The sequence below is a fragment of the Thalassospira sp. Z349TD_5 genome (assembly GCF_056173045.1).
The window spans coordinates 1,253,330-1,278,858 of record NZ_CM149654.1; the positions used below are offsets into that span (position 1 = coordinate 1,253,330).

A 25,529-nucleotide genomic window follows, 5' to 3' on the forward strand; every position below is an offset into this window, starting at 1 on the left:
CAGCAATTTGTCCATGCGAACTTGTTTAAAATTTGCGAGCGTCGCAGCGCTTACCCTTATGGTAGCTGCTTGTAGCGAGCAAAATGAAGGTGGTCAGCAACAGGCCAATGCGCAACCGCAGGCAACACCGGTTGGCACCGTAACCCTTGAAGCGCAGACTGTCGGGCTGGTCGAAGAAATGCCGGGCCGTACCGTTGCTTTCCGTAAGGCGGACATCCGTCCGCAGGTTGATGGTATCATCAAGGAGCGCAACTTTACCGAAGGCGGTATCGTTGAAGCCGGCCAGCAACTTTATATGATTGATCAAGATGTTTATCTGGCCCGGGTTGATGCCGCACAGGCTGAACTCTCGCGCCAGCGTGCAAGTCTTGATCAGGCTGTTAAAACCCGCACGCGCTATGACCCGCTGGTGAAATCCCAGGCGGTCAGCCGTCAGACCTATGACGACGCGGTTTCCGCCGAGGCACAGGGCAAGGCGTCCGTTGCGTCCGCCCGTGCGGAGCTTGAACAGGCCCGGATTGATCTTGCATATACGACGGTGACTGCACCGATTTCCGGTCAGATCAGTTCATCGGATTATTCCGAAGGCTCGTTGGTGACTGCCAATCAGGCGGCGAAACTGACCACGATTACCCAGCTTGATCCGATTTATGTCGATGTGACGCAGGCCGGTGGTCGTCTGCTTAAAATCAAGCAGGCTGTCAAGAACGGTCGGATCAAGGGTGTTGATGCCGGTAATATCGAAGTGTCATTGATCATTGATGCGACCGGTGCGGAATATCCGCAAAAAGGAACTTTGCAGTTTTCCGACGTAACGGTGAATGAAACCACCGGCACGGTTCGGTTGCGCGCAGTTTTCCCGAACCCGGATGGCACACTTCTGCCGGGCATGTTTGTTCGTGGTCAGGTGCGTCAGGGGCGTCTTGAAGGGGCCTTCCTTGTGCCGCAGAAAGCTGTGATGCGCCGTCCTGATGGCACGGCATATTCTTATGTCGCTGTCGATGGAAAAGTCGTGTCAAAGGACCTTCAGATCGAACAATCGCAGGGTGAAAACTGGCTGGTTTCTGCTGGTTTGGAAGATGGCGATCAACTGATTGTTGACGGTATCCAACGCATTGGACCGGGTGCCGCTGTTGCGCCGCAGCCGGTCGAGACTGCCGCCGACGATGGATCGGCTAAACCCGCCGATGACACCGCCAAAGCCGCCGAATAGGGACGTATTCAATGGCAAAATTCTTTATTGACCGCCCTGTCTTCGCCTGGGTTATCGCCCTGGTGATTATGTTGGCGGGGGGACTTTCGTTGTGGCAATTGCCCATCGAGCAGTACCCGTCTATTGCACCGCCATCTGTCGAGATTTCGGCAAGCTATCCGGGTGCGTCCGCCGAGACAGTCGAAAACACGGTCACACAGGTGATCGAGCAGCAGATGAGCGGCATCGATTATCTGCGCTACATGTCTTCGAACTCATCGGCCAATGGTCAGGCGTCTATTTCACTGACGTTTGAACCCGAAGCAGACCCCGATATCGCACAGGTTCAGGTGCAGAACAAACTGCAAGGGGCGATGTCGTCGCTGCCAAGCGAAGTGCAGCAGCAGGGTGTAACGGTCACCAAATCATCGGGATCGTTCCTGATGGTTGTTGGCTTTGTGTCGGGCGACGGATCGATGTCGGCAGAAGATCTGTCTGACTTTGTGGTTTCCACGGTTGAAGATCCGCTTGCCCGTGTAAACGGTGTTGGCTCGGTTCAGGTGTTTGGCGCACAGCACGCGATGCGCGTCTGGCTCGATCCGAACAAGATGATTTCCTATAATATGACGGTGTCGGATGTCAGTTCGGCAATCCAGTCGCAAAACACCGAAGTCACCGCCGGTCAGATTGGCGGTGCGCCGTCGATCCCCGGTCAGCAGATCAACGCGACCATCACCGCACAAAGCAAACTGCAAACGGTTGATGAATTCGCCAACATCCTGCTGAAGGTCAATACCGATGGATCGCAGGTGCGTCTTGGCGACGTGGCCCGCATCGAAATCGGTGGCGAAAGCTATGAGGTTGTTGCGCGCTATAATGCGCAGTCCGCAACCGGTATCGGGATCAACCTTGCGACCGGTTCGAATGCACTTGATACCGCCGAGGCCGTCAAAGCCCGTTTGGCAGAACTCAAACCGTTCTTCCCGGCGGGTGTGGAAATTGTCTATCCGTACGACACCACCCCGTTCGTCGAAGTATCGATCGAGGAAGTGGTTCACACCCTGTTTGAGGCGATTGTTCTCGTCTTCCTGGTGATGTTCCTGTTCTTGCAAAACTGGCGGGCAACCCTGATCCCGACGATTGCGGTGCCGGTGGTTTTGCTGGGTACGTTCGGTATTCTTGCTGCGTTTGGCTATTCGATCAACACGCTGACCATGTTTGCCATGGTTCTGGCCATTGGTCTTCTGGTCGATGACGCGATTGTTGTGGTCGAAAACGTTGAACGTGTGATGCATGAAGACGGGCTTCCGCCGCGCGAAGCAACGCGGAAATCCATGAGCCAGATTACCGGTGCCTTGATTGGTATTGCGCTGGTTCTGTCGGCAGTGTTTGTGCCGATGGCATTCTTTGCCGGGTCAACGGGGGCGATTTATCGCCAGTTCTCGATCACGATTGTGTCGGCAATGGCACTGTCGGTTGTGGTGGCAATTGTTCTGACACCGGCATTGTGTGCGACGATGCTTAAACCATCGCACGCGGACCCGAGCGCAAAGAAAGGTCCGTTTGGCTGGTTTAACCGCGGCTTTGATAAGACCAACCGGTTCTATCAGGGCAGTGTAGACCATGTCGTGCACCGCAAATGGCGCTATCTGTTTGTCTATGTCATTCTGGTTGGTGGTTTGGCGGCGTTGTTCATACGCCTGCCCGGATCGTTCCTTCCTGAAGAAGATCAGGGCATCATGTTCTCGATGGTTCAGCTTCCCGCTGGTGCTTCGCAGGAACGTACGGTTGAGGTTCTGAAAAAGCTCGAAACCCACTTCATGGAAGACGAGAAGGAAAACGTCAACGGTGTCTTCACCGTTGCAGGCTTCTCGTTCGCCGGGAGTGGTCAGAACGCCGGTATTGCCTTTGTCAACATGAAGGACTGGTCGGAACGTACGCGTCCTGATCAGGCTGTTGCTGCGGTGATTGGCCGTGCCTATGGTGCGTTTGCCCAAATCCGTGAAGCAATGGTGTTTGCCTTTGCGCCGCCAGCCATTGTTGAACTTGGCACGGCAAACGGCTTTGACTTGCAGCTTGTGGATCGTGGCGGTATTGGCCATGACGCCCTGATGGCCGCCCGTAACCAGCTTCTGGGGATGGCAGCACAGGATCCGCGCGTTGTGGGTGTTCGTCCGAACGGCCTCAATGACATGCCGGAGTTCAAGATCAATATTGATCAGGAAAAGGCAAGTGCGCTTAACGTTGATCTGGCCGATGTAAACCGTACGCTGGCAGCAGCGTGGGGGTCGAGCTACGTCAACGACTTCATTGAAAACGGGCGGATCAAAAAGGTCTACATGCAGGCAGATGCGAAATACCGCATGATGCCGGAAGACCTTGATTTCTGGTACGTTCGCAACGGCTTGGGCGAAATGGTGCCGATCTCGGCATTCTCATCGACCCAGTGGGATTATGGCTCACCCCGTCTTGAACGCTTTAACGGCTTGTCGTCGTTGAACATTCAGGGATCGGCACCTCCGGGGGTGGCATCGGGCGATGCGATGCTGGCGATGGAAGAAATGGTTGCCAAGCTTCCGGGCGGTATCGGCCTTGAGTGGCAGGGACTGTCGTATGAGGAACGCGAAGCAGGCGAGCAGGGACCGGCATTGTATGCGCTGTCGATGATTGTCGTCTTCCTGTGCTTGGCGGCTTTGTATGAAAGCTGGGCAATCCCGATTTCCGTGATGATGGTCGTGCCTTTGGGCGTCCTTGGTGCCGTGATCGCAGCCTTGCTGCGTGGGTTGCCAGATGACGTTTATTTTCAGGTTGCGATCCTGACCACGATTGGTCTGTCGGCCAAGAACGCCATCCTGATTGTCGAGTTCGCCCGCGAACTTTACGATCAGGGCATGGGGCTTCTTGAGGCAACGGTCGAAGCCGCACGTCAGCGTCTGCGTCCGATCATCATGACCTCGATGGCCTTCACCCTTGGTGTCGTGCCATTGGCGATCAGTACCGGTGCTGGTGCGGCTGCGCGTGTCGCAGTTGGCACCGGGGTGCTGGGCGGGATGATTGCGGCGACGTTGCTTGCGATCTTCTTTGTGCCGCTGTTCTTCGTGCTGATTGTCGGGACCTTTGCCAAAAGCCGTTCGAAACGCGGTGATGTCAAAGCCGCCCACGAACATCCGGCTGAATAAAATTCAGGGCCGGTCTTATTAAGACCGGCCCTGAAAGGCATCGCGCCGTGACGGTGCAGATATTTAAATCTGCATGATCCCCCGACCCCGCCGTTGCGCGTGCGAAAGAAAGGGCCGATGCAAACGCATCGGCCCTTTTGTTTTGACCCTATCCAAAAGAGCCGTCAAGCAGCTTTTGGATAGGCCGGAGGATCAATGAGCAGCCCATGGGGCCTAATACCCCGGTTTTACTTTAGTTTTTACTGATTTCGTCAAGCGCCTGACGCTGCGCGTGCATCATGTGGAAAATGGTGTATCGACGGTCATGATCGGCCTTGGCCGTTGGGTCGGGGGTGTAGGATGTTTCCTTGCCCGCCATTTTGCGCGCCGCCTTTGCAAGGCCGTCGATGCCATCGGCATCATCAAGCGCACCCGCCGCCAGCATGGCCGATCCCAGCAATACAGGTTCCTGACAATCAGACATCACAACCGTGCATCCGGTGACATCGGCATAAAGTTTGACCAGAACGGCACTTGCCGTATGTCCGCCGCTTAGGTGGATGTGGGTGATGTCATATCCGGTGTCATTTAGCGCATCGATGATGTGGCGCGTGCCATAGGCAATCGCACAGGCCGTTGCCCAATACAGCTTTAAAAAGCTTTCTTCGCTTTGATCAAGTGTCAGCCCGGAAATCACGCCAAGTGCTTCGGGGTCGGCCAGTGGCGACCGGTTGCCATGAAAATCAGGCAAAACATGAAGACGCGGCGCCAGATCGGTTTGATGTCCCATCATCGGCAACAGCTTTTCACCGGCCAGCTTATGGGCATCACGGCCCATGTCATGGGAAAACGGATGCATTGCCACAATGTGGTCAAGCAAAGCACCGGTGGCCGACTGCCCGCCTTCGTTCAGCCAAAGCCCCGGCGCAATCGCCCCGAAATAAGGACCCCAGACACCTTTGATGAAGCGCGGTTCGGATGACAGTGCCATGTGGCAGGTCGATGTGCCGGCAATCATCGCAAAATGCTGATCAAGGTTGCCATCAAGATACTCACCAAGCGTGCCGAGCGCACCGGCATGGGCATCAATTAGTCCGGCACCCACAACGCAGTTCGTGGTTAGACCAAGATCATCGGCACCTTGTTGCGACAACGTGCCGATCCGGTCGCCAACCGCAAGCGCCTTGGCATCGATCCCGGTTTTTTTGTTGAAATCATCAAGTCCAATAACCGACAGGAAATCGCGGTCCCACGGATCATCCTGATGGGCAAGGTGGGTCCATTTGCAGGTTACTGTGCAACACGACCGTGCGGTATTACCGGTTGCACGGAATGACAGGAAATCGGCCAGATCATAAGCCGCGCCCATCTTGTTCCAGTGATCGGGGTGGTGGCGGTTAAGCCACATCAGTTTGGGCACTTCCATTTCCGGGGACATGGTGCCACCGATATATTCAAGGACCCGTGATCCGGTGGCGGTGCATTCCTCGGCCTCGCGCACCGCACGGTGATCCATCCAGACAATGACGTCCCAGTTATCGGCCCCATTCGGGGTTACGCCAAGCGGGCGGTTGCCCTGATCGCGGATGACCAGTGAACAGGTCGCATCAAACCCGATGGCGGCAATCTGGTCGGCGGAGGAGGCCGATTGGGTCATGGCATCACGGACCGAATTGCAGACTGACTGCCAGATATTTTCCGAATCCTGTTCGACAAAATCGGGCTTTGGACGGTTCATGGCAATCGGGTGGGCTGCACTTCCAAGCAACTTGCCATTGGCGTCAAAGACACCTGCGCGCGCACTTCCGGTGCCAACATCCACACCAATAAAACAGGTTTCGTTGTGGCTCATGTGGGTCTTTTTCCTCCGCTTTTCTCGGCTGACAGACGTTTTGACGGCCGCCGGTTATTCTTTTGGTTTGGCATTTGGTAGCTGATTTGATCAAAAGTTCAGTTAATGGTCAAATGTTCATTTTTGTTGACGGTCAATCGGATCATTCGATAGGCTCATGGCTATCATATAAATGTAACAAGCCAGGTTTAACATGGCCCCAGAAAATGAGACTGTAAACGAGACTGTAAACGATCACGCAAATGTATCTGCTCCTTCGGGGGCGGCGATCCGAGAGCTGTTTGCCGATTGTGATGCCGTTCTGTTTGATTGCGACGGCGTTCTTGTCAACAGTGAGCCGATCTCGCTTGCGACACTTGTCGATGTGCTTGCCCATTTTGGCGCGCCATTGACATTGGCGGAAGTCGCCGCCCGCTTTACCGGGCGGTCAAGTTCAGCCCCGATTGATCATATTCGCGATGAAACCGGCAAGGACATTCGCGATCAGTTCAAGCCGTTCTACTATGACCTGCTGTTTGCCCGCTATGATCATGAGCTTGTTAAAATCGACGGGATTGATAGCGTTCTGGCGGCGTTAAAGAAACGCCAGCTTGGGTTTTGCATTTCATCAAGCAGTTCCATCGAACGTCTGGGAAAAACCATGGATGTCACCGGACTTGGTCCGTGGTTTGACGGGCGGATTTACAGTGCCGACTTTGTTGCCAACGGCAAACCGGCACCGGACCTGTTTTTATATGCCGCCGATGACATGGGGTATGCTCCCAATCAGGCGATTGTTGTTGAAGATTCCGTTGCCGGTGTGACGGCGGCGGTTGCTGCGGGCATGAAATGCATCGGCTTTGTCGGCGGTGGCCATTATGCCGATGATCGGGCAGAGGCAGCCAACCGGCTTTATGATGCCGGGGCGGATATTGTGTTGTCCGATATGATGGAACTTTCCAATGCCCTTGGTGATGCTTAGCCGCATCATCTGAAGGCTATATACCCCATTCCCGATCACGTCGATTTGGGAGCGCCGCCTTATCGCTGGGTCAGAAGTTTCTGATAACGGGTCTGGCTTTGGCTAAGATGGGCGCGCATTGCTTTGCGGGCACTGTCATCATCGCGGGTGGCAATGGCATCATAGATGCAACGATGCTCCCCCAGGATCATCTGCATATAGTTTTTCTGATCTTCGACTTCGGGTGGGCGACGGCGCAGCTGCGCACGCGGGATGGTTTTATCGCCAAGATGTTCGAGAAACTCGGCATAGCGGCGATTGTTGGTGGCTGCTGCAATCGCGCTGTGGAATTCAAAATCGGCCAGTTCGGTTGGCTCGCCGCGGGTGGCGGCATCTTCCATTTTTTGCATGGCTTCGTAGATTTTTGCCTGCTGTGCGACCGAGCTTCGGGTGCAGGCAAGGCCCGCAGCCTCAATCTCGACCGCCATGCGCAGTTCTAGGACTTCAAGAACGTCAGATACCTGTGCGTAGTCAACGGCAAAAATTGATTTGTCATTGCCGCGCGGTTCGGGAGAGAGGACAAACACACCGGCCCCTTGGCGCGGTTCAAGCAATCCATCAGCCTTTAACGCCGCGATGGCTTCGCGAACCACGGTTCGGCTGACGCCAAATGTCTGGGTCAGGACCGGTTCGGTCGGCAGTTTGCTGCCCGGTTCGCGCTGACCGCTTTCGATTTCGTGGCGCAGGCTTGCAATGACCTTTTCGGTCAGCGAAACTTTGCGGGGCGTGTTTGACGCACGGGTCTTGTTCATTTTGCGTGTCCGGTAAATCCGGTGTAAAGACAACCGGATGTAAAATGACGGTCTGACGTTAATCTTTGCTTGGCGCGATTTGTTTTACCATCTTCAAATAGTCGAACGTCATCGGTGATGTAAAGTCATCATATGATTTTAAACAGAATAAAGGCATCTGCCATGTCCAAAAAGGACGCGCCGGAATATCGTTGGAACAGTGGACCTTTTCAGATCGGGATCGTTGCCAATGGCGGTGCGATATCGCGGATTGACTGGATCCGTCCTGACGGGAATGGCACGATCAATCTTTTGCGTCCGGTGACAGAACAAGCCCTTAAGTCTGGCAATCCGTCGTCTTTGGGCTGTTTCCCGATGGTGCCCTTTGCCAATCGGCTGGCATTTTCGCAGTTTGAATTTGATGGCCGGATTGTCAATGTTCCGGCCAACCGTCCGCCCAGCCCGCATGCCATTCATGGGTTCGGTCGCGGGACGGAATGGAAAATTGAACGTCCGACCGTTGATGCCTTGCGGCTCAATCACAAGCATGACGATCCCAGCAGCGGGTTTGTCTATGTCGCGTGGCAGGAATTCAAAGTCACGCAGGACGATGTGACGATTGAAATCGGTGTGCGTCATCTTGGCCGAACGCCAATGCCCTATGGCATCGGATTGCACCCGTGGTTCCCGGGCGGCGAGGGCGCATCGGTCGCATTTGTCGCGACTGATTGTTTTTCCACTGACGACGACATGTTGCCGACCACACGCACCGTGATCGACCTTGGTCGGGATTTCTCCGACGGTAAAATGATCCGCCACCATATGGGGCTGGATGTGCATTATTCCGGCTGGGAGGGCGAGGCCAAGATGATGTGGGATAATGCGGGGTATCGTTTGCATCTGTCGGCCAGTGACAGTTTATCTAACCTGCAATTTTACATCCCCGAAGACGGCAAGACATTCTGTGTTGAGCCGGTATCACATGTGCCCAATGTCCATAATTATCCGGAATTCAAGGAACTTGGGGATGTGATGGTTCTTGATAAAAATGAAACATTGATTGGTGCCATGACGCTGACCCCAAGCCTGATTGAACGTCCCGACAGTGGTCTTGTTGATGACGATGATATCGGTGTTGCGCCAAACCGTGATTATTCACTGGTGGATTGATCGGTGCGAACGGCCCTTTACCCGCCTGTCATTTACCGATAAAACTTACAAGTGAAAATGACAAGATAACAAGTTCAATAGGGGTGGTTCGGGGGATGAACGGTTTGCAACTTAAACTTCAGAAGCGTGAAAAACTTGCAGACCAGCTTTATGGTCAGATCTTGGAACAGATCGTCTCTGGCAATCTGGGCGAGGGGACCAAGCTTCCGTCCGAGAACGAGATTTGCGCATCCTTTGGCGTGTCGCGCCCTGTTGTGCGCGAAGCTTTGCGCAAGCTCCAGTCGGACGGGTTGGTGTATGCTCGCCAAGGGGTTGGGTCCTTTGTCAAGCGACGCCCGCCACAAGGATTGATCGAATTTGGTGGTGTCAGTGACGTTGCAGGGTTGCTGCGCTGTTTTGAAGCCCGCATTGCGATTGAGGGTGTCACCGCGCGCATGGCGGCCAATCGTGCCAGTCTGCGTCATCATCGTGACATTCAGAACGCCTTGAAAATGCTTGAAGATGGCATTGCCGCAGGCGATATCGCCGACAAGGCCGATCTTGATTTTCATATGACAATTGCGCGCGCCAGCGGCAATGAAATCTTTGTCACCATCCTGACGTCGCTTCATGACGTCATGAGCAAAAGCATGATGGTGGCGTTAAACATCACGCGCGGCGGATCGAAAGAGCGCGCGCAAAAAGTGCTCAACGAACATCGCCAGATTTATGATGCGATTGTCGGTGGGGATGGCGATAGTGCCGAACTTTTGATGCGCTATCATTTGCATCAGGCCCGCCAGCGTGTCACCGATCACGCCCGCGATATTTAAGCGGCATTTCGCCGCATAACGTCGGTTCATCATCTTGAAATCAGATATTATACACCGTTCCCGGGCATCAACAGTATCGTGCGCGACGGCAAAATGGCATCTGTTTTTCCTGTGTCAGGTGGGTGTCTTTAAAGTCAGACGTGTCAGAATTCCTGTAAATAAAAATTGCTAATTTTGTTGACAAGTTCGGGGTGCCCCGGCAAACCGGATGGCGTCAATGTGATATGATGAATTTCCGGGGAGGGAACAGATGTCAGGTGTAACTGGCGGGCTCAACGAGCCGCGCATTCTGCTTGATGAGACATTTACACTGGGCGAATGCCCGAACTGGGACGCTGCAAACAACCGGCTGTATTGGACTGACATCCTTAATGGTGCGCTTCATGCGCTTGATGTCGAAACCGGTGCGCGCAAGACATGGAAATTCGAAAGTGAATTGGGCTGTTTTGGCCTGACCGATCGGGGCCGCATCATCGTCGCCCTGCGCAAGGATATCATTTTCCTTGATCCGCAGACGGATGTGCGTACCCCGCTCGCGCGGATCGAAGACGGCATTCACAGTCGCACCAACGATGGCAAGATAGGCCCGGACGGGGCGTTCTGGGTTGGCACGATGGATGACAATGCCGACAAGCAGGCAATTGCATCGCTGTATCGCATCACTGCCGATGGCGCCGTTGACGAGAAAGTCACAGGTTTCAAGATTTCCAACGGTTTGGCTTGGTCACCTGATGGCGGAAAAATGTACCATTCGGATTCCCGTGGTCCATGGGTCAATCGATGGGACTTTGATGCCAAGACCGGCGCGATTGGCAATTGTCAGCGGTATCTTGATCTTGATGATACGCTGGGGCGCCCGGATGGCGGTGCTGTTGATATGGAAGGCTGCTATTGGTCGGCGGGTGTGTCGGCAGGCAATCTGAACCGGTTTGCCCCGGATGGCACATTGCTGCTGTCAATCGCGATGCCCATGCCCAACCCGACCATGCCGTGCTTTGGCGGGCCGGATATGAAAACGCTGTATGTCACCAGCCATCAGGAAAACTACAGTGCGGAAAAACGTGCGGAGTTCCCCGATGCGGGCAAGATCGTGACATTGCGTGTTGATGTGCCGGGTGTACCCGTGCATCGCTTTGTTGAGGCAAGCTAAAACACCAACGCGCACGACGTGCAAAGGTATCAAAATCAAAGGCCATGCAGGGAATGCTGCATGGCCTTTGTCGATTCTGTGTGTGGTTCTGAAATAATCAGACTTTTGCAATCTCGGCTGTGACCGTTCCCAAACCATCAAAGATTGCTTCGATTTTGCCATGTGGGCTGATGGTGGGGGTGGCACAGGCGCCGGTCGTGATGACGTCGCCGGGTTTCAGCACCTTGTCGCGTTCGGCAAGGAAGTTCACAAGATACGCCAAGCCATTAAAGATTTCCGGCCAGGCAGCGGGATCGCTGTTGGTCGCAAGGATTTCGCCGTTGCTTTTGGTGGTGACGGTGCCGCCGATAAAGTTCATATCGCGCCAGTTTTCAATTTCCGTACCCAGCACGAAATAGCCGGTTGAGTTTAGATCGGCCAAAGTTTGCAGCGGGTTTTGCTTTTCGTGAAAGCGCCGGTCGGCGATCTCAATCGCCAGATGCACGCTTTTGATGTGATCAAGGATGCTATCGGGCGTGGTGCCTGCTGCGGGGCTACTTGCCATGACCACAGCAATTTCCGCCTCGATGTTGGGGAAATGCAGGTCATTGGTGGTCAGCTGCGCACCGTCTTTGAGGATACGTCCATCAAGCAGCGGGCCAATCAACGGGCCGTCACTTCCGATTTTTTCCTGTGCCGCACGGGTGGCGACGGCAATTTTCCAGCCCGCCTGTTTGGCGCCGGTCTGTTTCAGGGTTTCATTTTGAATGTCATAGGCCGCGTCAAAACTGTCGGGGGCAAGATCGGCTGGCAACGGATCAATCAGTTGGTGCGCGGTAAAGGCAGTGGCAAGGATGCGGCTTGCCTCGGTGATGTTGGTCATTCCAGTTGTTCTCGCTGTTTTCGCTGTTTCTTCAGGGCGTTGCGGGGTGACGGAGCTTAAAGGGAATCGACATTAAAGTCATCATACCAATTTTGTCGATTCGGGCGGTTGGTGGTAAAATTCCAGTCATCATACCAAAGTAGAATGGCCCTGAGACCGCTGAAAATACCGCAAATTTCAAGGTATTCTGCGTTGGAATAGATATTTTGGTAATATGTTTGACAAAGTAATATGATGAATTTATAGATTCGTCATAGATATTACGCCGTATTAAAGAATTGAAGGACCGTTGATGCATTATCTTGAGATGAAAAAGGCGATTGGCGCCGGGTTATTATCCTTTCCGGTGACGCCTTTTGACACACAGGGCGCGCTTGACCTTGCGACCTATCGCGAACATGTCGGCTGGTTGTCGCAATTCCCGGCAACAGCATTGTTTGCCGCAGGCGGTACCGGGGAATTCTTTTCCCTGACCCCGGCTGAGGTTGTCGAAACAGTCCGTGCGGCGAAAGAAGTTGCCGGTGATACGCCGATCATTGCCGGGTGCGGTTATGGTACGGCGATGGCGGTTGAACTTGCACAGGCATGTGAAAGGGCCGGTGCGGACGGATTGCTCTTGTTACCGCAATATCTGATCGGGGCCGAACAGATCGGCATGTATGACCGGGTCAAGGCGGTCTGTGATGCGGTCGATATCGGGGTGATTGTCTATAACCGCGATAATTCGCTTCTCTCGGCTGAGACGCTTTCGAAGTTGTGTGATGTCTGTCCGAATCTTGTCGGGTTCAAGGACGGTCACGGTAATATCGAAATGGTGACCAAGGTCTGCACCACGATGGGTGATCGTCTTTCTTATATCGGTGGGATGCCGACCGCAGAAGTCTTTGCCAAGGCTTATAAGGCCGCGGGCATGACAACCTATTCATCGGCAATTTTCAATTTTCTGCCGCAACAGGCGCTGGACTTCTATGACGCATTGACGCGCGACGATCATGCCACCATGGATCGGATCACGATGGATTTCTTCTATCCGTATCTTGATATCCGTAATCGTGGACGGGGCTATGCCGTTTCCATCGTCAAGGCGGGCATGCGCGTCATCGGACGCGATACTGGCCCGGTGCGCAGTCCACTGACGGACCTGAACGTCGAAGAACACGATATGCTGGCAGAGGTCATCCGCAAGGCGTTCGGCGATGGGGCTTTGCGCGCAGCCTAGGTCAGGGGGCGGGTCCGTTGGTTTAACGGACCCTTCCTGTTCCCGGCAGGTGGTTCTGCCGGGGTGGCTATTTGCGACACCACAATAACAATCGGTGCGCAGCAAACGACAGTAGAACTATTAGACTAGTTGTTAATTAACCTTGCGCTTGTAATTACAAGTTACAAATTGTAATGTTATCTAACAACAATAAGTTCCTGTAAGGGAAAATAAGGCTTTAACGTAGCACAACAAAAAGTCTCGGGAGGACTCCAATGAATAACTTTTTGAAAACCACGACCCTTACGATTGCGGCAGCGGCCGTATCGATGGCGCTTGCATCAGGTGCGCAGGCAAACGAATGGCGCGGCTGGAATATTCATCCGCCGGAATACCCGGTTTCGACCGGCATGGAAGAATTTGCAAAGCTGATCAATGAAAAATCCGGTGGTGACCTTGAAGCCAAGGTTTACCATGGCGGCGTTTTGGGTGATCAGCCCGATGCGATCCAGCAGGTGCGTCTTGGTGGTTTGGACTGGGCTGTGTTCAACCTCGGTCCGTTGGGTGAAGTAGCCCCCGAAGCAAACGTTGTTTCGCTGCCATTCATCTTCAAAGATGTCGATTCCATGCATAAGGTGATGGATGGTCCTGCCGGTCAGCAGATTGCTGACGGTCTTGCCGCTGTCGGCCTGCAGCCGCTTGGTTGGTATGATTCTGGTGCGCGTTCTTTCTATAACACCAAGCACCCGATCAACACCCCGGCTGACCTTAAAGGTCTTAAGTTCCGTGTGATGAGCAACGATCTGTATGTTCAGATGGTCGCAGCCCTTGGTGGGAATGCAACTCCACTGGCTTACAGCGCGGTCTATCAGTCGTTGCAGACCGGCGTGATCGATGGGGCGGAAAACAACTATCCGTCCTATGACAGCTCGGGCCATTTCGAAGCAGCGAAATTCTACTCAGTCACCCAGCACCTGATCCTTCCGGAATGCCTGTGCATCAACAAGGCGCTCTATGACAGCCTGTCGGACGATGAGAAGAAAACCGTCCAAGAAGCAGCTGATGCATCGGTCACCGTACAGCGTGCAGCTTGGGCAGAACGTGCAGAACAGTCCAAGCAGAAAGTCATCGACGCAGGTATCGAAGTCAACGAAATCGCAGATAAATCTGCCTTCCAAGACGCAATGAAACCAGTTTACGCAAGCTTCATTGAGGCGAACCCGGATCTTGCAGATCTGGTCAAAGCCATTCAGGATGCGCAGAAGTAAGAGATCGTATCAATAAGGGCAGCGAGCATTTCGCTGCCCTTTCTTGCCCGATGGCTTACTTCTGTTTTTAATTAACTACATTCTGGCGGCGGTTCGATGTTTTTTCGGCTTGTTAACGGGCTTGACCGACTGGGCGGCAGTCTTGCTGGCGTGCTTAACCTAATTGGTGGTTTGGCGCTGATATCTTTGATCCCTACCTTTGCCTGGCTTGTGTTTGGGCGTTATGTCCTTAACGCTACGCCAACTTGGGTTGAGCAAGTTTCCCTGATCCTTATTGTTCTTATTACATTTCCGGTCGCTGCTGCTGGCATGCGCGACAATAGCCATTTAGCGGTGTCGTTTTTCCGTGACGCTTTGCCATCAAGGGTGGCGGCAGGGATTGCTGTTTTTAGCTATTGTGCGATGGCGTGGTTTGGCTACTGGATGCTGATCGGTGGGGTGGATTTAATGGCCTTTAACTGGGCCAAGAAGATGCCGATCATCCATATTTCCGACGGTTGGCGTTCGGTACCGATGGCTGTGTGTGGGGCCGGTATCGCGTTTTACAGCCTTGTCCATATCCTTAAAATCCTTTGCCACTGGAAAACAATTTCCAATGCCAAATTCTACAACGAGAAAATTTTGAACGAGGATGTTGAATAAATGGGCATGACCATTCTGTTGGGCGTGTTTGCGATTGGTATTATCATTGGCATGCCCGTTGCCATCGCGCTTGGTGTTGCCGCCCTTGGCGCGTTTTTCTTTGAAGGTCTTCCGAGCCTGATTGCTTTTCAGCGGATCGGTTCAGGTGTTAGTTCATATTCATTGCTGGCCATTCCGTTTTTCATCTTTGCCGGGGAGCTGATGCTTCATGGCGGGATCGCCAACCGGCTGGTGCAATTTGCCACAGCACTGGTCGGCAGTCGCCGGGGCGGGCTTGGCATTGTGAACGTGTTTTCATCCATGCTATTTGGTGGTATTTCGGGATCCGCCGTTGCCGATACCTCCGCCCTTGGTTCTATCCTTATTCCAGTGATGAAAAAGGAAGGGTATCGGGCCGATTACGCGGTCAACGTGACGGTCACATCCTCCATCGCCGGGATCATGATCCCGCCCAGCCACAATATGATCCTTTATGCGGTGGCGGCCGGTGGCGGGATTTCAATTTCCAAGCTGTTTATGGCCGGTGTGGTGCCGGGCATTATCATGTGCCTGTTGCTAGGCTTAGCGACGTGGCTTGTCGCGATCAAACATGGTTACCCGTCGCAGCCCTTCCCTGGCTGGTCGGTGGTTTGGCGCACAGCGGTGCGTGCTCTTCCGGGCTTTTTTACTGCCGTGATCATTGTTGGCGGGGTTCTAAGCGGTGTGTTCACCGTGACGGAATCTGGTGCCATCGGGGTGGCCTATGCGCTGATCATTACCGGCTTTGTCTACCGTGAATTGAATTGGGACGGGTTTATCGCCGCAGTCAAACAGTCGGCCAAGACCACATCGCTTGTGATGCTGCTGGTTGGCTGTGCCTCGGCCTATGGCTATATGCTCGCATTTTACCGGGTGCCCGATGAGTTGGCCTATGCCATCACAGCGATCACGGACAATCCGATCATGGTTCTGTTGATGATCAATGTCATGTTGCTTGTGGCGGGCATGATCATGGATATGGCGGCCCTGATCCTGATTTGTACGCCGATCTTCCTGCCGTTGGCGGTGCAGTTTGGTATGGACCCGATCCAGTTTGGCATGGTGCTGATGATGAACTTGGGCCTTGGCCTGTGCACGCCGCCGGTGGGGTCTTGCCTGTTTGTCGGCTGTGCGATTGGCGGGGTTAAAATCGAACACGCGGTGCGCTCGATCTGGCCATTTTATCTGGCGATCCTGACAGCCCTGATCCTGACAACCTATATTCCAGCGATTTCAATGACCTTGCCCAACCTTGTGTTTGGCGGTAACTGATCGCGGATCAAGACGCATATCAAAGAGGAATACGATGAAACGTTTGCTGATTACCGGTGCCGCCGGCAACCTTGGTAAAATCTGTCGCGAAGGCCTTAAAGGCTATGCCGATGTGCTTCGCCTGTCGGACCTTTCCCCGATGGACCCGGCCGGGCCGAACGAGGAAGTCGTTCAGTGTGACCTTGCCGACCGTGCTGCCGTGCATGAACTGACCAAGGATGTTGACGGTATCGTTCATCTGGGCGGTATTTCGATTGAAGCCGCGTTTGATGACCTGCTTCAGGCCAATTTGCTGGGCACCTATAACCTGTATGAAGGGGCGCGCAAGAATGGCAAACCCCGCATCCTGTTTGCCAGTTCAAACCATGCCATTGGTTTTCACAAGCGCACCACCAAACTTGATGAGGCCTCCGAACAGCGCCCCGATAGCCTGTATGGCGTGACCAAATGCTACGGCGAGGCATTGGCGAGTTACTATAACGACAAGTTCGATGTGGAAACCGTGTCGCTTCGTATCGGGTCGTGCTTTGAAAAGCCGCGTAATCGCCGGATGCTGTCAACCTGGATGAGCCCGCGCGATTTCATTTCTCTGATGAAGGCGGTATTTGATGCACCGATGACCGGCCATTTGGTGATGTATGGCGTTTCAAACAACGCAGCAAAATGGTGGAGCAACGACCACGCCGCATTTTTGGGATGGAACCCCCAAGACAGCTCCGAGCAGTTTCGCGCGGAAATTGAAGCCGCCTCTGAGGCCGAAGACCGCCATGACCCGGCAGTGATTTATCAAGGTGGACCTTTTGCTTCGACAGGTCATTTCGAAGACTGAGTTGAGAAAACGGCACCAATAATCTGATTTGGTAAGATGCCTGAAAGGCCCGCATGTGCGGGCCTTTCATCTTTGGGATTGACGATTGTTTCTCATCGACTATAACCGTCATTGAAAATGATAACCGTTATCATTATTGATTATGCCGGTGTATGAGTATGGCGGCCAGTGACCGTTTCTGGGATGGAATTTACCAACAATATCATCCGCGTCTTCTGCGTCAGGTGGAAAAATACCTGCCCACGCGTGAGGAAAGCCAGGACGTGTTGCAGGATCTTTATGTGCAATTGCGCCGCCGGGATGTTGACCCCAAAGAAGTCGAAAATCCGCCGGCCTATTTGATGCGCATGGCGACCAATCTGGCGATTGATGTTCTGCGCCGGAAAAGCCGCAACCCGCTGGAATTTAGCGATCCTGCCGACATCTCCGAGATGACGGGCAGCGGTGATCTTTACGCGACACCCGAACAAATCAGTTCAGATCGTCAACGGCTTGATATCATTGCAACGGCGGTTGAAAGTTTGCCACCACGCTGTCGCGAAGCGTTTCTTTTGTGCAAACGTGACCATCTGACCCCGGCCGAGGCGGCAGAAAAGCTTGGGGTTAGTCGTAATATGGTGGAAAAGCATTTGCGAACTGCGTTAAAGCATTGTCGGGAAGTCTTGGCGAGACATGAGAATTAGGGGATTGTTCCTTGATATCCTCATTTCCCCGTTCCGAACGTCATTTAACCAATAAGACACTTTATCAAAGGCCGGGCCGCAAAATTGCCATGACAGAATTCCGTTATCCTGACGATTGCACATGCGACAAGGACATTGCCGATTTTTGGGCCGTCCGGTTTGACGGCGGTGATCTTGACCGCGCCGAGCAGGTTGCGTTTGATCACTGGCTGGCGGCATCGCCGCAAAATTTGGGGTTGCTCGACCGGGCGCGCCAGACATGGCGCAGTATGGAAATTGTGGCCGCCGACGCCAAAGGCCCTGCCGGGCCGCTTGCGGTTGATCAAAACCGATCATCACATAACGTATCAAAAGATATGCCGCGTGCGCTTGATCAAACGGATCTTGATGGCATTCGCGATGATCTTGAACGCCTTGGTGCTCTGGGTGGTGGGCCGGGGCGGTTGCCGGGCATGCGTCCGGTAAACCGGAAATTCAGACCCGTTATCGCGGTGGCGACCTTGATGGTGATTGTCGCATTGTTTGTTTTTGGTGCGGTGCGCCCTGATCCCGACCTGATGGCGGAAAAGTCGGCCAATGCCATTTCGCAAATCCATGACTTGCCCGACGGGTCGCAAATCTGGATGGAACCGGGCACACGGTTAAACATCGATTATACGCCGGAGTTCCGCGATATCACGGTGCTGCAGGGCGGTATTTATATCAAGGTGACAAAGGACACATCACGTCCGCTTCGCGTTGGTGTCGGTGATCTGGTGGCGCGTGCGGTGGGTACGGAATTTGCCGCGTCAAACTGGGCGGGTCATCCGCGGGTCGAAGTCCGCGAAGGTGTGGTTGATGTTCTAAGCGGCGATCTTCGATTGGCGCAATTGTCCGCCGGACATGCTGCATGGCAGGGCGCACAGGGCGATATGCGCTATGGCGCCTACGACATTGATCGGTTGGCCGCATGGCGCGATGGCCGATGGATCGCAGAAGACATGCCACTTGAAGAACTTCTGGCAAAAATCACGCCCCTGATCGCCGATGAAACCTATGTTCTTGATCCACTTTTGGGCGATGTCTATGTCACCGGCAGCTTTGACCTCAGCAAACCGCAAAGTGCAATTGCCGCAGTGCTCGGTGCTTACGCACTTAAAAAGCAATCCTTTCCGGGTGGCTTCGAAATAATTTCAAAAAAATAGCATAACCGACATCCTCAAACCCCGTCCCCATGCGTCATGAGGATAATAGTGAGTTGCATTATTATTTCTGATCTTGGGGAAAACGCGTGAAAAACACGAAAATGACAAAAGCACGCATGCTGGGTACCAGTGCGCTGGTTGCCGCCGTGCTGGGGATTTCAACACCAAACGCATTTGCGCAATCTGGCGCAAGCACACCGCAAGTGGTGGCGATCACTGCGGGCGATTTGCGGACGGCACTTGATCAATTGACCGGGCAGTTCGGTCTTCAACTGATTGTTCAGGGCAACCTTTCGGGGCTTAACAGCCCGTCGGTCAGCGGGGAGTTCAACGCACAAGCCGCCTTGACGGCTTTGCTGGCAGGGTCCGGGCATAGCTTTGAATTCGTTACCGAAGACAGCGTGCGGGTTTTCCCACTGGCGGCACAGCAAACCGATAGCTCGATGGTCCTTCCTGACATCGTCGTAAGTGCCACGCGGTCGCGCCGTTCCATCACATCGATGTCGCCATCCGTTGTGGTGATTGGTCGCGATCAGATTGACGCCCAGCTGGCGAAAACAAGCGATATCACCAACGTCATTCGCAATTCCGTTCCGGGCTTTATGTTTGATGATCAAAGCCTGATTGGCAGTACCGAAACATTCCGGGGGCGTGATGTGCAGGTGCTGGTCGACGGGATTTCGCGCAATACGCCGCTTCGTAATTCAAGCCGCATTCTGTCGATGATTGATGTCGCCCAGATCGAAAGCATCGAAGTCATCCCCGGATCAAACGCCATGAACGGTGATGGTGCCACCGGGGCAACCATCAACATCATCACCAAAACCGGCGAGGCCGGGGTAAACACCTTTTCGGTTGATGGTCATATCAAGGCCTTTACCGAAGATGTTGGTGACAGTCTTGCCCCATCCCTGACCCTGTCGGGAAGTGGCGGTGTTGGTGCGGTGGATTACGCTGCCAGCATCACCGGCGCCAAATCAGAAAACTATTACGATGGCTATGGCAATCAGATGCCGTCCGATGCAATGCTGGGGCAGGGCGGTTTTGATAATGCCGAGGACCTCAATATTTTTGCAAAAACTGGCCTGACGCTGGCTGATGGGCATCGTCTGTTTCTGTCGAGCGAAGTTGTTCGGTTTCGTCAGGACATTGAATATTATCCTGATCTGACCACCGATCCGATTTCAGTTGATTATAACGCGCCGTATAATGCCCAGCCGCTTGAGGATGAAAGCCAGTATTTCACCGCCGGATATGAATATGACTTTGGCAAGCTTGGCGTTGGCGATCTTAAGCTGTTTTACAATGACAGCTATAAACAGGCCGCGAGCGCGCAATATCACGCGACCTATAACTTTGCGCTGGTCGCACTGCCCGGTAGCCCCGCAACCGAAGACCCGCTGGGCCAGTCGGTGATCGATACAGTGAAAACCGGGGTCAAGCTTTCGACTGATACGTCGCTTGATATGATCTATGACGGCATGACGGTTAGTTGGGGTGGGGACCTGACATATGATGATGTCAAATACCGCGCGGTCAGTGGGCGCGATATTGGTGCCCCAATGACGCAGGATGGCAAGGCGGTCTTTGCCCAACTGTCCGCGCCGGTGACCGAATACCTCGACCTGTCGGGTGGGGTGCGCTATGAAAAATATAACCTGACGGTCAAGGATTTCACCCGCCCGAACTATATGCGCTATGTCGGCGGTGTCGGGCAGGCCTATTTCGGAACAGCCGATTTTACTGGTGGCAACACGACCTATGATGCGGTGACCTATAACGCCTCGGCAGTGGTGCACTGGACTGATAAAATTGATACCTCGCTCAGTTACAGCGAAGGGTTCTCTGTTCCCGATGTTGGGGCCTATACCCGCCGGGCCGGATTGACCGGCATTCCGCTTGATTTCGCCGATATCGATGTTGAGGCGTCCAAGGTCAAAACCTATGAGCTGGCCGCACGCTATGCTGGGACCGATTTTCGCACCACGGGCGCTGTTTATATGAGTACCAATGAGCGCGGCGATAACTTTGATTCGTCAACCAACAAGCTCAGTCAGGAAAAAGAACGCATTCTTGGCGCCGAACTCAGTGCCGAATACGACATCAGCGAAGAGACCTTTGTCGGTGCCTTGGCATCCTATGTTGAAGGACGTTATGACACCGACGAGGACGGCGATCTTGATGACTGGTTGCCCAATAACCGCATTCCATCGCCGTTCCGTTTTACCGGCTATGTTGACAGCTACGTCTGGGATGATCTGAACATGCGGTTTGACGGCACATACACCGCCCCGCGCAATAAAATCGAAGATGCAAAGATCAAATCCAGCCTCGTCTTTAACCTGTCGGCAAATTATCCGATGCTGGGTGGGACGGCGCGGTTTGGGGTCGAAAACATCTTTGACGCCAGCTATGAAAACCCGGCGGCAACCGCCCTGCGTGGCTATTCCGTCGCCGGACATGGCCGAACCGTTATGTTGGGGTTCCGGCGCGAATTTTAAGTCCTATTCCATTTGAATTCAGGCCCGGCGGGAAATCTGCCGGGCCATTGGCATTAAGGGAGCAGATGTTCAGATCAAGTACCCATGGAACCGATATCGTTTTGTTTGAAATGATTGATGCGCAAAGCCCCGCTGATGGGGCTGCCTATATCAAAGCGCTTGATGATTTTGCAAAACGCAGCGAACCGGCCGTTCTGATCATGCTGGTCAAAGGCATGACGGAACAGGATCACGAAACCCGCAAACAGGCCGCTGCATGGTTTAAGCAAAACCACGATCGCTTGACGGTGTTTGCCAAGGGTGTGATCCGTGTCGAACAAGACCATCATCACGGTGATGGCCATGTGCATGATCATACCGAAGAAGTTGAGAACAGCAACTTCGCCCGCATTCTGCCATTTCCAATGAAATATGCACGAACGCTGGATAGCGCATTCGAGATGGCAAAGAATTGGCCGCCTGAATTGGGTGAGTGAAACCAAAAAGGATGATGGACGCGCATCAGGGGTATTGTTGCTGGCAGGCGCTAAATGTTCATGATATGTTCTTTTCCTTTGAAGCATAAAATCGGGATGTGAAATGATCAAGGGAAGCTGTCTGTGCGGGAATGTCAGGTTCGAGATTTCCGGTGAACCGTCATCGCTGAGTTACTGTCACTGTTCACGCTGTCGTAAGGCTGCCGGGGTGTTTTCTGCGGTGGTGATTGGCAAGGCCGATGATTTTCATCTCCTGTCGGGTAAAGAGTTGATTGGCCTTTACAAAGGGCCGGATGGAAAGTTTGAACGTTGCTTTTGTAAGGAATGCGGGACATCTTTGGGCGATATGTCGCCGGAGAAAATCTATGTGGTTGCGGCATCAGCACTGGATGATGATCCGAAAATTCGTCCGTCGGTTCATATCCATACCGCATCCAAACCCGATTGGTATGAGATCAAGGATGACTTGATCAAGTTTGACGGTGACTACATCCCGTCAAATTGATGCCGACGTACGGATCCGGCGACACAGGCGTTAGGGAAACCGGAGACGCCTGTGTCGGCAACTATCGTTTGCGTGCGGCGAGGATCAGGAAATAGCTGGTCCCGATCAATGCGGCAATCAGGCCGGTTGGCAATTGTTGTGGATACAGCATGTTGCGTGCCAGCCATTCGGCCACCATCATTACATTGACCCCGATCAAAACCGATCCCAGCAAATGCCCACCTGCCAGCCTATATCCGGCCACGCGCGCCAGATGCGGTGCCATCAGCCCGACAAAGCTGAGCGGCCCAACCAGAAGCGTTGCCGCGGCGGCCAGAATGGCGGCCAGCAACATCATGGCGAACTGGAACGTTGAAATGCCAAGGCCAAGCGACACCGATTGATCCGTGCCAAGGGATGCCAACTCAAGCGGACGGCGCAGGGCAATCGCAACAATCAGCAAGACACCGGTAACACCCGCGACAATCATCACCTCCTCCATATTGGTGAAATAGGTCGTACCCGCCAGCCACGACAGCAGCATTGATGTCTGTGTGCCACTGCGGGTCAGCACAATGCGCACGATGGCCCCGAGAATAGCGGTGAGTGCCAGGCCGTTCAGCAACATGTAATGCGGCGCATGGGTGAATTTACGACATAGGGCGAGTAACACGATCAACGAAATGATCCCGCCAAACGCCCCGACCAGCATCAGATCAGCGCGCTGTCCAACCCCGAAAATGGCCAGTGCGATGATAATCGCCAATGCGGTGGCCGAACTGACCCCGGTGATTTCCGGACTGGCCAGCGGATTGCGTCCAACGCGTTGAATAAGGGTGCCTGAGACGGCAAGGGCGGCCCCGCAAATCATCGCGGCAAAGGTCCGTTCCGCCCGTCCTGTGAGGATATCAAAGCTGCTATCGCCCCATGGGCTGGTCCAGCCCAGAACGGCAAAACCATTCCCGTCAAGCGATGTAAACAGCGAGAACACCACACCAACAATAAGGGTGACGGTCAAAAGGATGCTCAACCCGGTTTTGGAAATGATCTGTTGGTCGCTGTGCTGATCGTCGCTTTGGTTTCCGGGCATGATCCGGGCTTTGCGCAGGATCAGGATGATAAACGGTGCGCCAAACAAGGCCGTTGCCGCCCCGGTCGGCAAGATGTCACCGCCTAACCCGTTAAACTGACGCACAATGAAATCAATGAACAGCAACGCAAATCCACCGGTAAATACCGAATAGATCATAAGATCGCGCGACCGGGTCAATCCGGCAATCCGCAAGGCGGCGGGCACAGCCAAACCGACAAAGCCGATCATGCCAGCGGCTGAAATCACCGATGCGGTGATGAACACGGCAAAACCAAGGATCAACAGGCGCAAAACCGTGACCTTGGCCCCCAGTGAACTGGCGGTATCATCGCCAAGCGCCAAAAGGTCCAATGGGCGTGACAGCGCCAATACCGCAATCATGCCAACCGCAACACGCGGCAGCACAAACAGGGTGGCATCCCAGCCATTCTGGGCCAGATCACCGGCCCCCCACATAAAGACCGATTGCAAATACTGTTCGTTAAACAACAGCAAAACCTGCGTGCCCGATTGCAGCAACAGATTAACAATCATCCCCGCCAGAATAAGCCACAAAGTCGCATTGCCGCGTTTGGCTGCGATCAGGTACACAGCCCCAAGCGCAATCATCCCCCCGGCAAGCGCGAAGGCCTCCTGAAACATCGCGGCGGAGGCCGGGGCAATCAGGATGAAGATCGTCAGGGCAAATTCAACACCGGCCCCGACACCAAGGGTGGTCGGCGATGCCAGCGGATTACGCAAAACCGTCTGGATTGCCGCCCCGGCAAGGGCAAGCCCAGCGCCGCACAGAAACGCCATCGCAAGACGCGGCAGGGTGCTGTAATGAAACAGGATCTGGTCAAAGTCGGTTTCATCGGGTGACAGGATCACCTGACCGGCAAGACCGCGTTGCAAAAACGGCCAGAAATCAGCAATCAGCACGCCAAGACAACACAGCGCTAGAACGCCAAGCAAGATGGTCGGCGTGCGGGGAAATGCACGTTTCATGTCCAGATGGGCGGTCGGGCTCATTGCACGGGGCCGCTTTCAAGGCTTTCGGCCAAAAGCCGGGCAAAGCGCAAGCCTGATGCCACCCCGCCATAGGCCCAGACGACCGGCAGCTCATAGACCCGATTGTTGCGTACGAAATCCATGACTTTCCACATCGGGGATGACCAGACTTTCTGATAAATCACGTCGGGGATTGGGTTGGTATAGACCAAGGTGGTTTTGGCCAGCGGGGCTAGGATTTCAAGCCCGCCACGGGCAAAGCCCCATTTTGATACCGGTCCGTCATAGGACATTGGGACATCCATACGCTTTAAGACTGAACCGGGCAGGGATGGGGCACCAAACACGCCGATGTTGGTTTCTGAATAGAAGCTGGCAATTGTAATCTTGTTGCCGTCGCCAAGAACCGCACGCACCCGCGCGCCATACTCGGCAAGTTTTTCATCAACTTGTTTAAGGTATGCCTCGCCTTCTGCCTCACGCCCGATGGCCTTGGCAACTTTACGCATCATATCGCTGGCGGTATCAAACGCGACATTGCCGTCGTCATAAACCGACAGAACCATCACCGGCGCAATGTCCGAGAGGTTTTCATAGGCCATTTCCAGTTCCTGACTGATCAGGATCAGGTCGGGCTTGGCCGCACGCAGGGCTTCAAGGTTTGGCGATCCGCGCTGTCCGATATCGGTGAAGTTTTCCGGCAAGTCAGGTTTGGCAACCCATTCACGGTAATCGGCCGGATCGGCAATCGCGACCGGATCAAGCCCCAGCGCCATCACGGTTTCGGTAAAGGCCCAGTTGGTTACGGCAATCCGTTTGGCCGGGTGATCAAGGGTCAGCATCCCGCGTTCATGTTCAATGACAATGGGTTCGGCGGATGCGCGGCCAGTAAGGAACACGGGCAAGACGCCCAAAACACCAAGAATGGCAAGGCAGGAAACAAACAGGCGCAGGATTTTCATTA

General features: G+C 54.0%; 21 protein-coding genes. 16 read left to right on the top strand and 5 right to left on the bottom strand.

Annotated elements, in window-relative coordinates; translation table 11 throughout:
* The first annotated feature begins 58 nt into the window (after positions 1 to 58).
* A complete protein-coding gene (locus AC0VXT_RS05620) occupies positions 59 to 1,213 on the top strand; it encodes an efflux RND transporter periplasmic adaptor subunit (protein WP_475547847.1) in 1,155 nt (384 codons plus the stop codon).
* Positions 1,214 to 1,224: 11 nt separating this feature from the next.
* Entirely contained in the window at positions 1,225 to 4,371 is a 3,147-nt protein-coding gene (locus tag AC0VXT_RS05625; protein ID WP_475547848.1) for an efflux RND transporter permease subunit, read from the top strand.
* Between the two features lie 232 nt (positions 4,372 to 4,603).
* Here the strand turns inward: AC0VXT_RS05625 and AC0VXT_RS05630 are convergent, their stop codons facing one another.
* Entirely contained in the window at positions 4,604 to 6,202 is a 1,599-nt protein-coding gene (locus tag AC0VXT_RS05630) for an FGGY-family carbohydrate kinase (protein ID WP_475547849.1), read from the bottom strand.
* 193 nt (positions 6,203 to 6,395) lie between these two features.
* Here AC0VXT_RS05630 and AC0VXT_RS05635 point away from each other — a divergent pair, with 193 nt between their 5' ends.
* A complete protein-coding gene (locus tag AC0VXT_RS05635; RefSeq protein ID WP_475547850.1) occupies positions 6,396 to 7,163 on the top strand; it encodes an HAD family hydrolase in 768 nt (255 codons plus the stop codon).
* Positions 7,164 to 7,222: 59 nt separating this feature from the next.
* Here AC0VXT_RS05635 and AC0VXT_RS05640 read toward each other — a convergent pair whose 3' ends face one another.
* Positions 7,223 to 7,954, bottom strand: coding sequence for a FadR/GntR family transcriptional regulator (locus tag AC0VXT_RS05640; RefSeq protein WP_475547851.1), 732 nt, complete (start codon positions 7,952 to 7,954; stop codon positions 7,223 to 7,225).
* Between the two features lie 162 nt (positions 7,955 to 8,116).
* Here AC0VXT_RS05640 and AC0VXT_RS05645 point away from each other — a divergent pair, with 162 nt between their 5' ends.
* From AC0VXT_RS05645 to AC0VXT_RS05655, 3 genes are all read left to right on the top strand, one after another.
* On the top strand, positions 8,117 to 9,103 hold the full coding sequence (locus tag AC0VXT_RS05645; protein WP_475547852.1) for an aldose 1-epimerase: 987 nt from the start codon (positions 8,117 to 8,119) through the stop codon (positions 9,101 to 9,103).
* A 95-nt stretch (positions 9,104 to 9,198) separates the two neighbouring features.
* Entirely contained in the window at positions 9,199 to 9,915 is a 717-nt protein-coding gene (locus tag AC0VXT_RS05650) for a FadR/GntR family transcriptional regulator (RefSeq protein ID WP_475547853.1), read from the top strand.
* Between the two features lie 250 nt (positions 9,916 to 10,165).
* Entirely contained in the window at positions 10,166 to 11,065 is a 900-nt protein-coding gene (locus AC0VXT_RS05655) for an SMP-30/gluconolactonase/LRE family protein (RefSeq protein WP_475547854.1), read from the top strand.
* 97 nt (positions 11,066 to 11,162) lie between these two features.
* On the opposite strand, the gene AC0VXT_RS05660 is transcribed toward AC0VXT_RS05655, so the two are convergent.
* Positions 11,163 to 11,927 (bottom strand): 2-keto-4-pentenoate hydratase, encoded by a 765-nt coding sequence (locus AC0VXT_RS05660; RefSeq protein ID WP_475547855.1) that lies wholly within the window; start codon positions 11,925 to 11,927, stop codon positions 11,163 to 11,165.
* A gap of 292 nt (positions 11,928 to 12,219) precedes the next feature.
* Between AC0VXT_RS05660 and kdgD the strand changes: the two genes are divergently transcribed.
* From kdgD to AC0VXT_RS05710, 10 genes are all read left to right on the top strand, one after another.
* Positions 12,220 to 13,146: a 5-dehydro-4-deoxyglucarate dehydratase gene (kdgD, locus tag AC0VXT_RS05665; RefSeq protein ID WP_475547856.1), complete on the top strand. Its 927-nt coding sequence runs from the start codon at positions 12,220 to 12,222 to the stop codon at positions 13,144 to 13,146.
* A gap of 254 nt (positions 13,147 to 13,400) precedes the next feature.
* Complete coding sequence (locus AC0VXT_RS05670; protein WP_475547857.1) at positions 13,401 to 14,393, top strand: TRAP transporter substrate-binding protein; 993 nt, start codon at positions 13,401 to 13,403, stop codon at positions 14,391 to 14,393.
* A gap of 96 nt (positions 14,394 to 14,489) precedes the next feature.
* On the top strand, positions 14,490 to 15,035 hold the full coding sequence (locus AC0VXT_RS05675; RefSeq protein WP_475547858.1) for a TRAP transporter small permease: 546 nt from the start codon (positions 14,490 to 14,492) through the stop codon (positions 15,033 to 15,035).
* Positions 15,036 to 16,325 carry a TRAP transporter large permease gene (locus AC0VXT_RS05680; protein WP_475547859.1) on the top strand — a complete coding sequence of 430 codons (1,290 nt, stop codon included), beginning with the start codon at positions 15,036 to 15,038 and terminating at the stop codon, positions 16,323 to 16,325.
* Positions 16,326 to 16,359: 34 nt separating this feature from the next.
* Positions 16,360 to 17,154: an NAD-dependent epimerase/dehydratase family protein gene (locus AC0VXT_RS05685; protein WP_475547860.1), complete on the top strand. Its 795-nt coding sequence runs from the start codon at positions 16,360 to 16,362 to the stop codon at positions 17,152 to 17,154.
* 158 nt (positions 17,155 to 17,312) lie between these two features.
* The gene (locus AC0VXT_RS05690; RefSeq protein WP_475547861.1) at positions 17,313 to 17,837 is read left to right on the top strand and encodes an RNA polymerase sigma factor; all 525 of its coding nucleotides are present in this window, start codon (positions 17,313 to 17,315) and stop codon (positions 17,835 to 17,837) included.
* 89 nt (positions 17,838 to 17,926) lie between these two features.
* A complete protein-coding gene (locus tag AC0VXT_RS05695) occupies positions 17,927 to 19,021 on the top strand; it encodes a FecR family protein (RefSeq protein WP_475547862.1) in 1,095 nt (364 codons plus the stop codon).
* Between the two features lie 86 nt (positions 19,022 to 19,107).
* Positions 19,108 to 21,522, top strand: a complete 2,415-nt coding sequence (locus AC0VXT_RS05700; RefSeq protein ID WP_475547863.1) for a TonB-dependent receptor — start codon at positions 19,108 to 19,110, stop codon at positions 21,520 to 21,522.
* Positions 21,523 to 21,587: 65 nt separating this feature from the next.
* Positions 21,588 to 21,998: a hypothetical protein gene (locus AC0VXT_RS05705; RefSeq protein WP_475547864.1), complete on the top strand. Its 411-nt coding sequence runs from the start codon at positions 21,588 to 21,590 to the stop codon at positions 21,996 to 21,998.
* A 103-nt stretch (positions 21,999 to 22,101) separates the two neighbouring features.
* The gene (locus tag AC0VXT_RS05710) at positions 22,102 to 22,503 is read left to right on the top strand and encodes a GFA family protein (protein WP_475547865.1); all 402 of its coding nucleotides are present in this window, start codon (positions 22,102 to 22,104) and stop codon (positions 22,501 to 22,503) included.
* Between the two features lie 61 nt (positions 22,504 to 22,564).
* Here AC0VXT_RS05710 and fhuB read toward each other — a convergent pair whose 3' ends face one another.
* Together fhuB and AC0VXT_RS05720 are read right to left on the bottom strand one after the other, a co-directional pair.
* Positions 22,565 to 24,586 (bottom strand): Fe(3+)-hydroxamate ABC transporter permease FhuB, encoded by a 2,022-nt coding sequence (fhuB, locus tag AC0VXT_RS05715; RefSeq protein ID WP_475547866.1) that lies wholly within the window; start codon positions 24,584 to 24,586, stop codon positions 22,565 to 22,567.
* A complete protein-coding gene (locus AC0VXT_RS05720; RefSeq protein ID WP_475547867.1) occupies positions 24,583 to 25,527 on the bottom strand; it encodes an ABC transporter substrate-binding protein in 945 nt (314 codons plus the stop codon). The genes fhuB and AC0VXT_RS05720 overlap by 4 nt, the downstream gene beginning before the upstream one ends.
* Positions 25,528 to 25,529: the final 2 nt, after the last annotated feature.

Excerpts from the sequence above, each read along its gene's own strand:
- AC0VXT_RS05620 (WP_475547847.1), top strand. The coding sequence starts at position 59 with ATGGTAGCTGCTTGTAGCGAGCAAAATGAAGGTGGTCAGCAACAGGCC.
- AC0VXT_RS05625 (WP_475547848.1), top strand. The coding sequence starts at position 1,225 with ATGGCAAAATTCTTTATTGACCGCCCTGTCTTCGCCTGGGTTATCGCC.
- AC0VXT_RS05630 (WP_475547849.1), bottom strand. The coding sequence starts at position 6,202 with ATGAGCCACAACGAAACCTGTTTTATTGGTGTGGATGTTGGCACCGGA.
- AC0VXT_RS05635 (WP_475547850.1), top strand. The coding sequence starts at position 6,396 with ATGGCCCCAGAAAATGAGACTGTAAACGAGACTGTAAACGATCACGCA.
- AC0VXT_RS05640 (WP_475547851.1), bottom strand. The coding sequence starts at position 7,954 with ATGAACAAGACCCGTGCGTCAAACACGCCCCGCAAAGTTTCGCTGACC.
- AC0VXT_RS05645 (WP_475547852.1), top strand. The coding sequence starts at position 8,117 with ATGTCCAAAAAGGACGCGCCGGAATATCGTTGGAACAGTGGACCTTTT.
- AC0VXT_RS05650 (WP_475547853.1), top strand. The coding sequence starts at position 9,199 with ATGAACGGTTTGCAACTTAAACTTCAGAAGCGTGAAAAACTTGCAGAC.
- AC0VXT_RS05655 (WP_475547854.1), top strand. The coding sequence starts at position 10,166 with ATGTCAGGTGTAACTGGCGGGCTCAACGAGCCGCGCATTCTGCTTGAT.
- AC0VXT_RS05660 (WP_475547855.1), bottom strand. The coding sequence starts at position 11,927 with ATGACCAACATCACCGAGGCAAGCCGCATCCTTGCCACTGCCTTTACC.
- kdgD (WP_475547856.1), top strand. The coding sequence starts at position 12,220 with ATGCATTATCTTGAGATGAAAAAGGCGATTGGCGCCGGGTTATTATCC.
- AC0VXT_RS05670 (WP_475547857.1), top strand. The coding sequence starts at position 13,401 with ATGAATAACTTTTTGAAAACCACGACCCTTACGATTGCGGCAGCGGCC.
- AC0VXT_RS05675 (WP_475547858.1), top strand. The coding sequence starts at position 14,490 with ATGTTTTTTCGGCTTGTTAACGGGCTTGACCGACTGGGCGGCAGTCTT.
- AC0VXT_RS05680 (WP_475547859.1), top strand. The coding sequence starts at position 15,036 with ATGGGCATGACCATTCTGTTGGGCGTGTTTGCGATTGGTATTATCATT.
- AC0VXT_RS05685 (WP_475547860.1), top strand. The coding sequence starts at position 16,360 with ATGAAACGTTTGCTGATTACCGGTGCCGCCGGCAACCTTGGTAAAATC.
- AC0VXT_RS05690 (WP_475547861.1), top strand. The coding sequence starts at position 17,313 with ATGGCGGCCAGTGACCGTTTCTGGGATGGAATTTACCAACAATATCAT.
- AC0VXT_RS05695 (WP_475547862.1), top strand. The coding sequence starts at position 17,927 with ATGACAGAATTCCGTTATCCTGACGATTGCACATGCGACAAGGACATT.
- AC0VXT_RS05705 (WP_475547864.1), top strand. The coding sequence starts at position 21,588 with ATGTTCAGATCAAGTACCCATGGAACCGATATCGTTTTGTTTGAAATG.
- AC0VXT_RS05710 (WP_475547865.1), top strand. The coding sequence starts at position 22,102 with ATGATCAAGGGAAGCTGTCTGTGCGGGAATGTCAGGTTCGAGATTTCC.
- fhuB (WP_475547866.1), bottom strand. The coding sequence starts at position 24,586 with ATGAGCCCGACCGCCCATCTGGACATGAAACGTGCATTTCCCCGCACG.
- AC0VXT_RS05720 (WP_475547867.1), bottom strand. The coding sequence starts at position 25,527 with ATGAAAATCCTGCGCCTGTTTGTTTCCTGCCTTGCCATTCTTGGTGTT.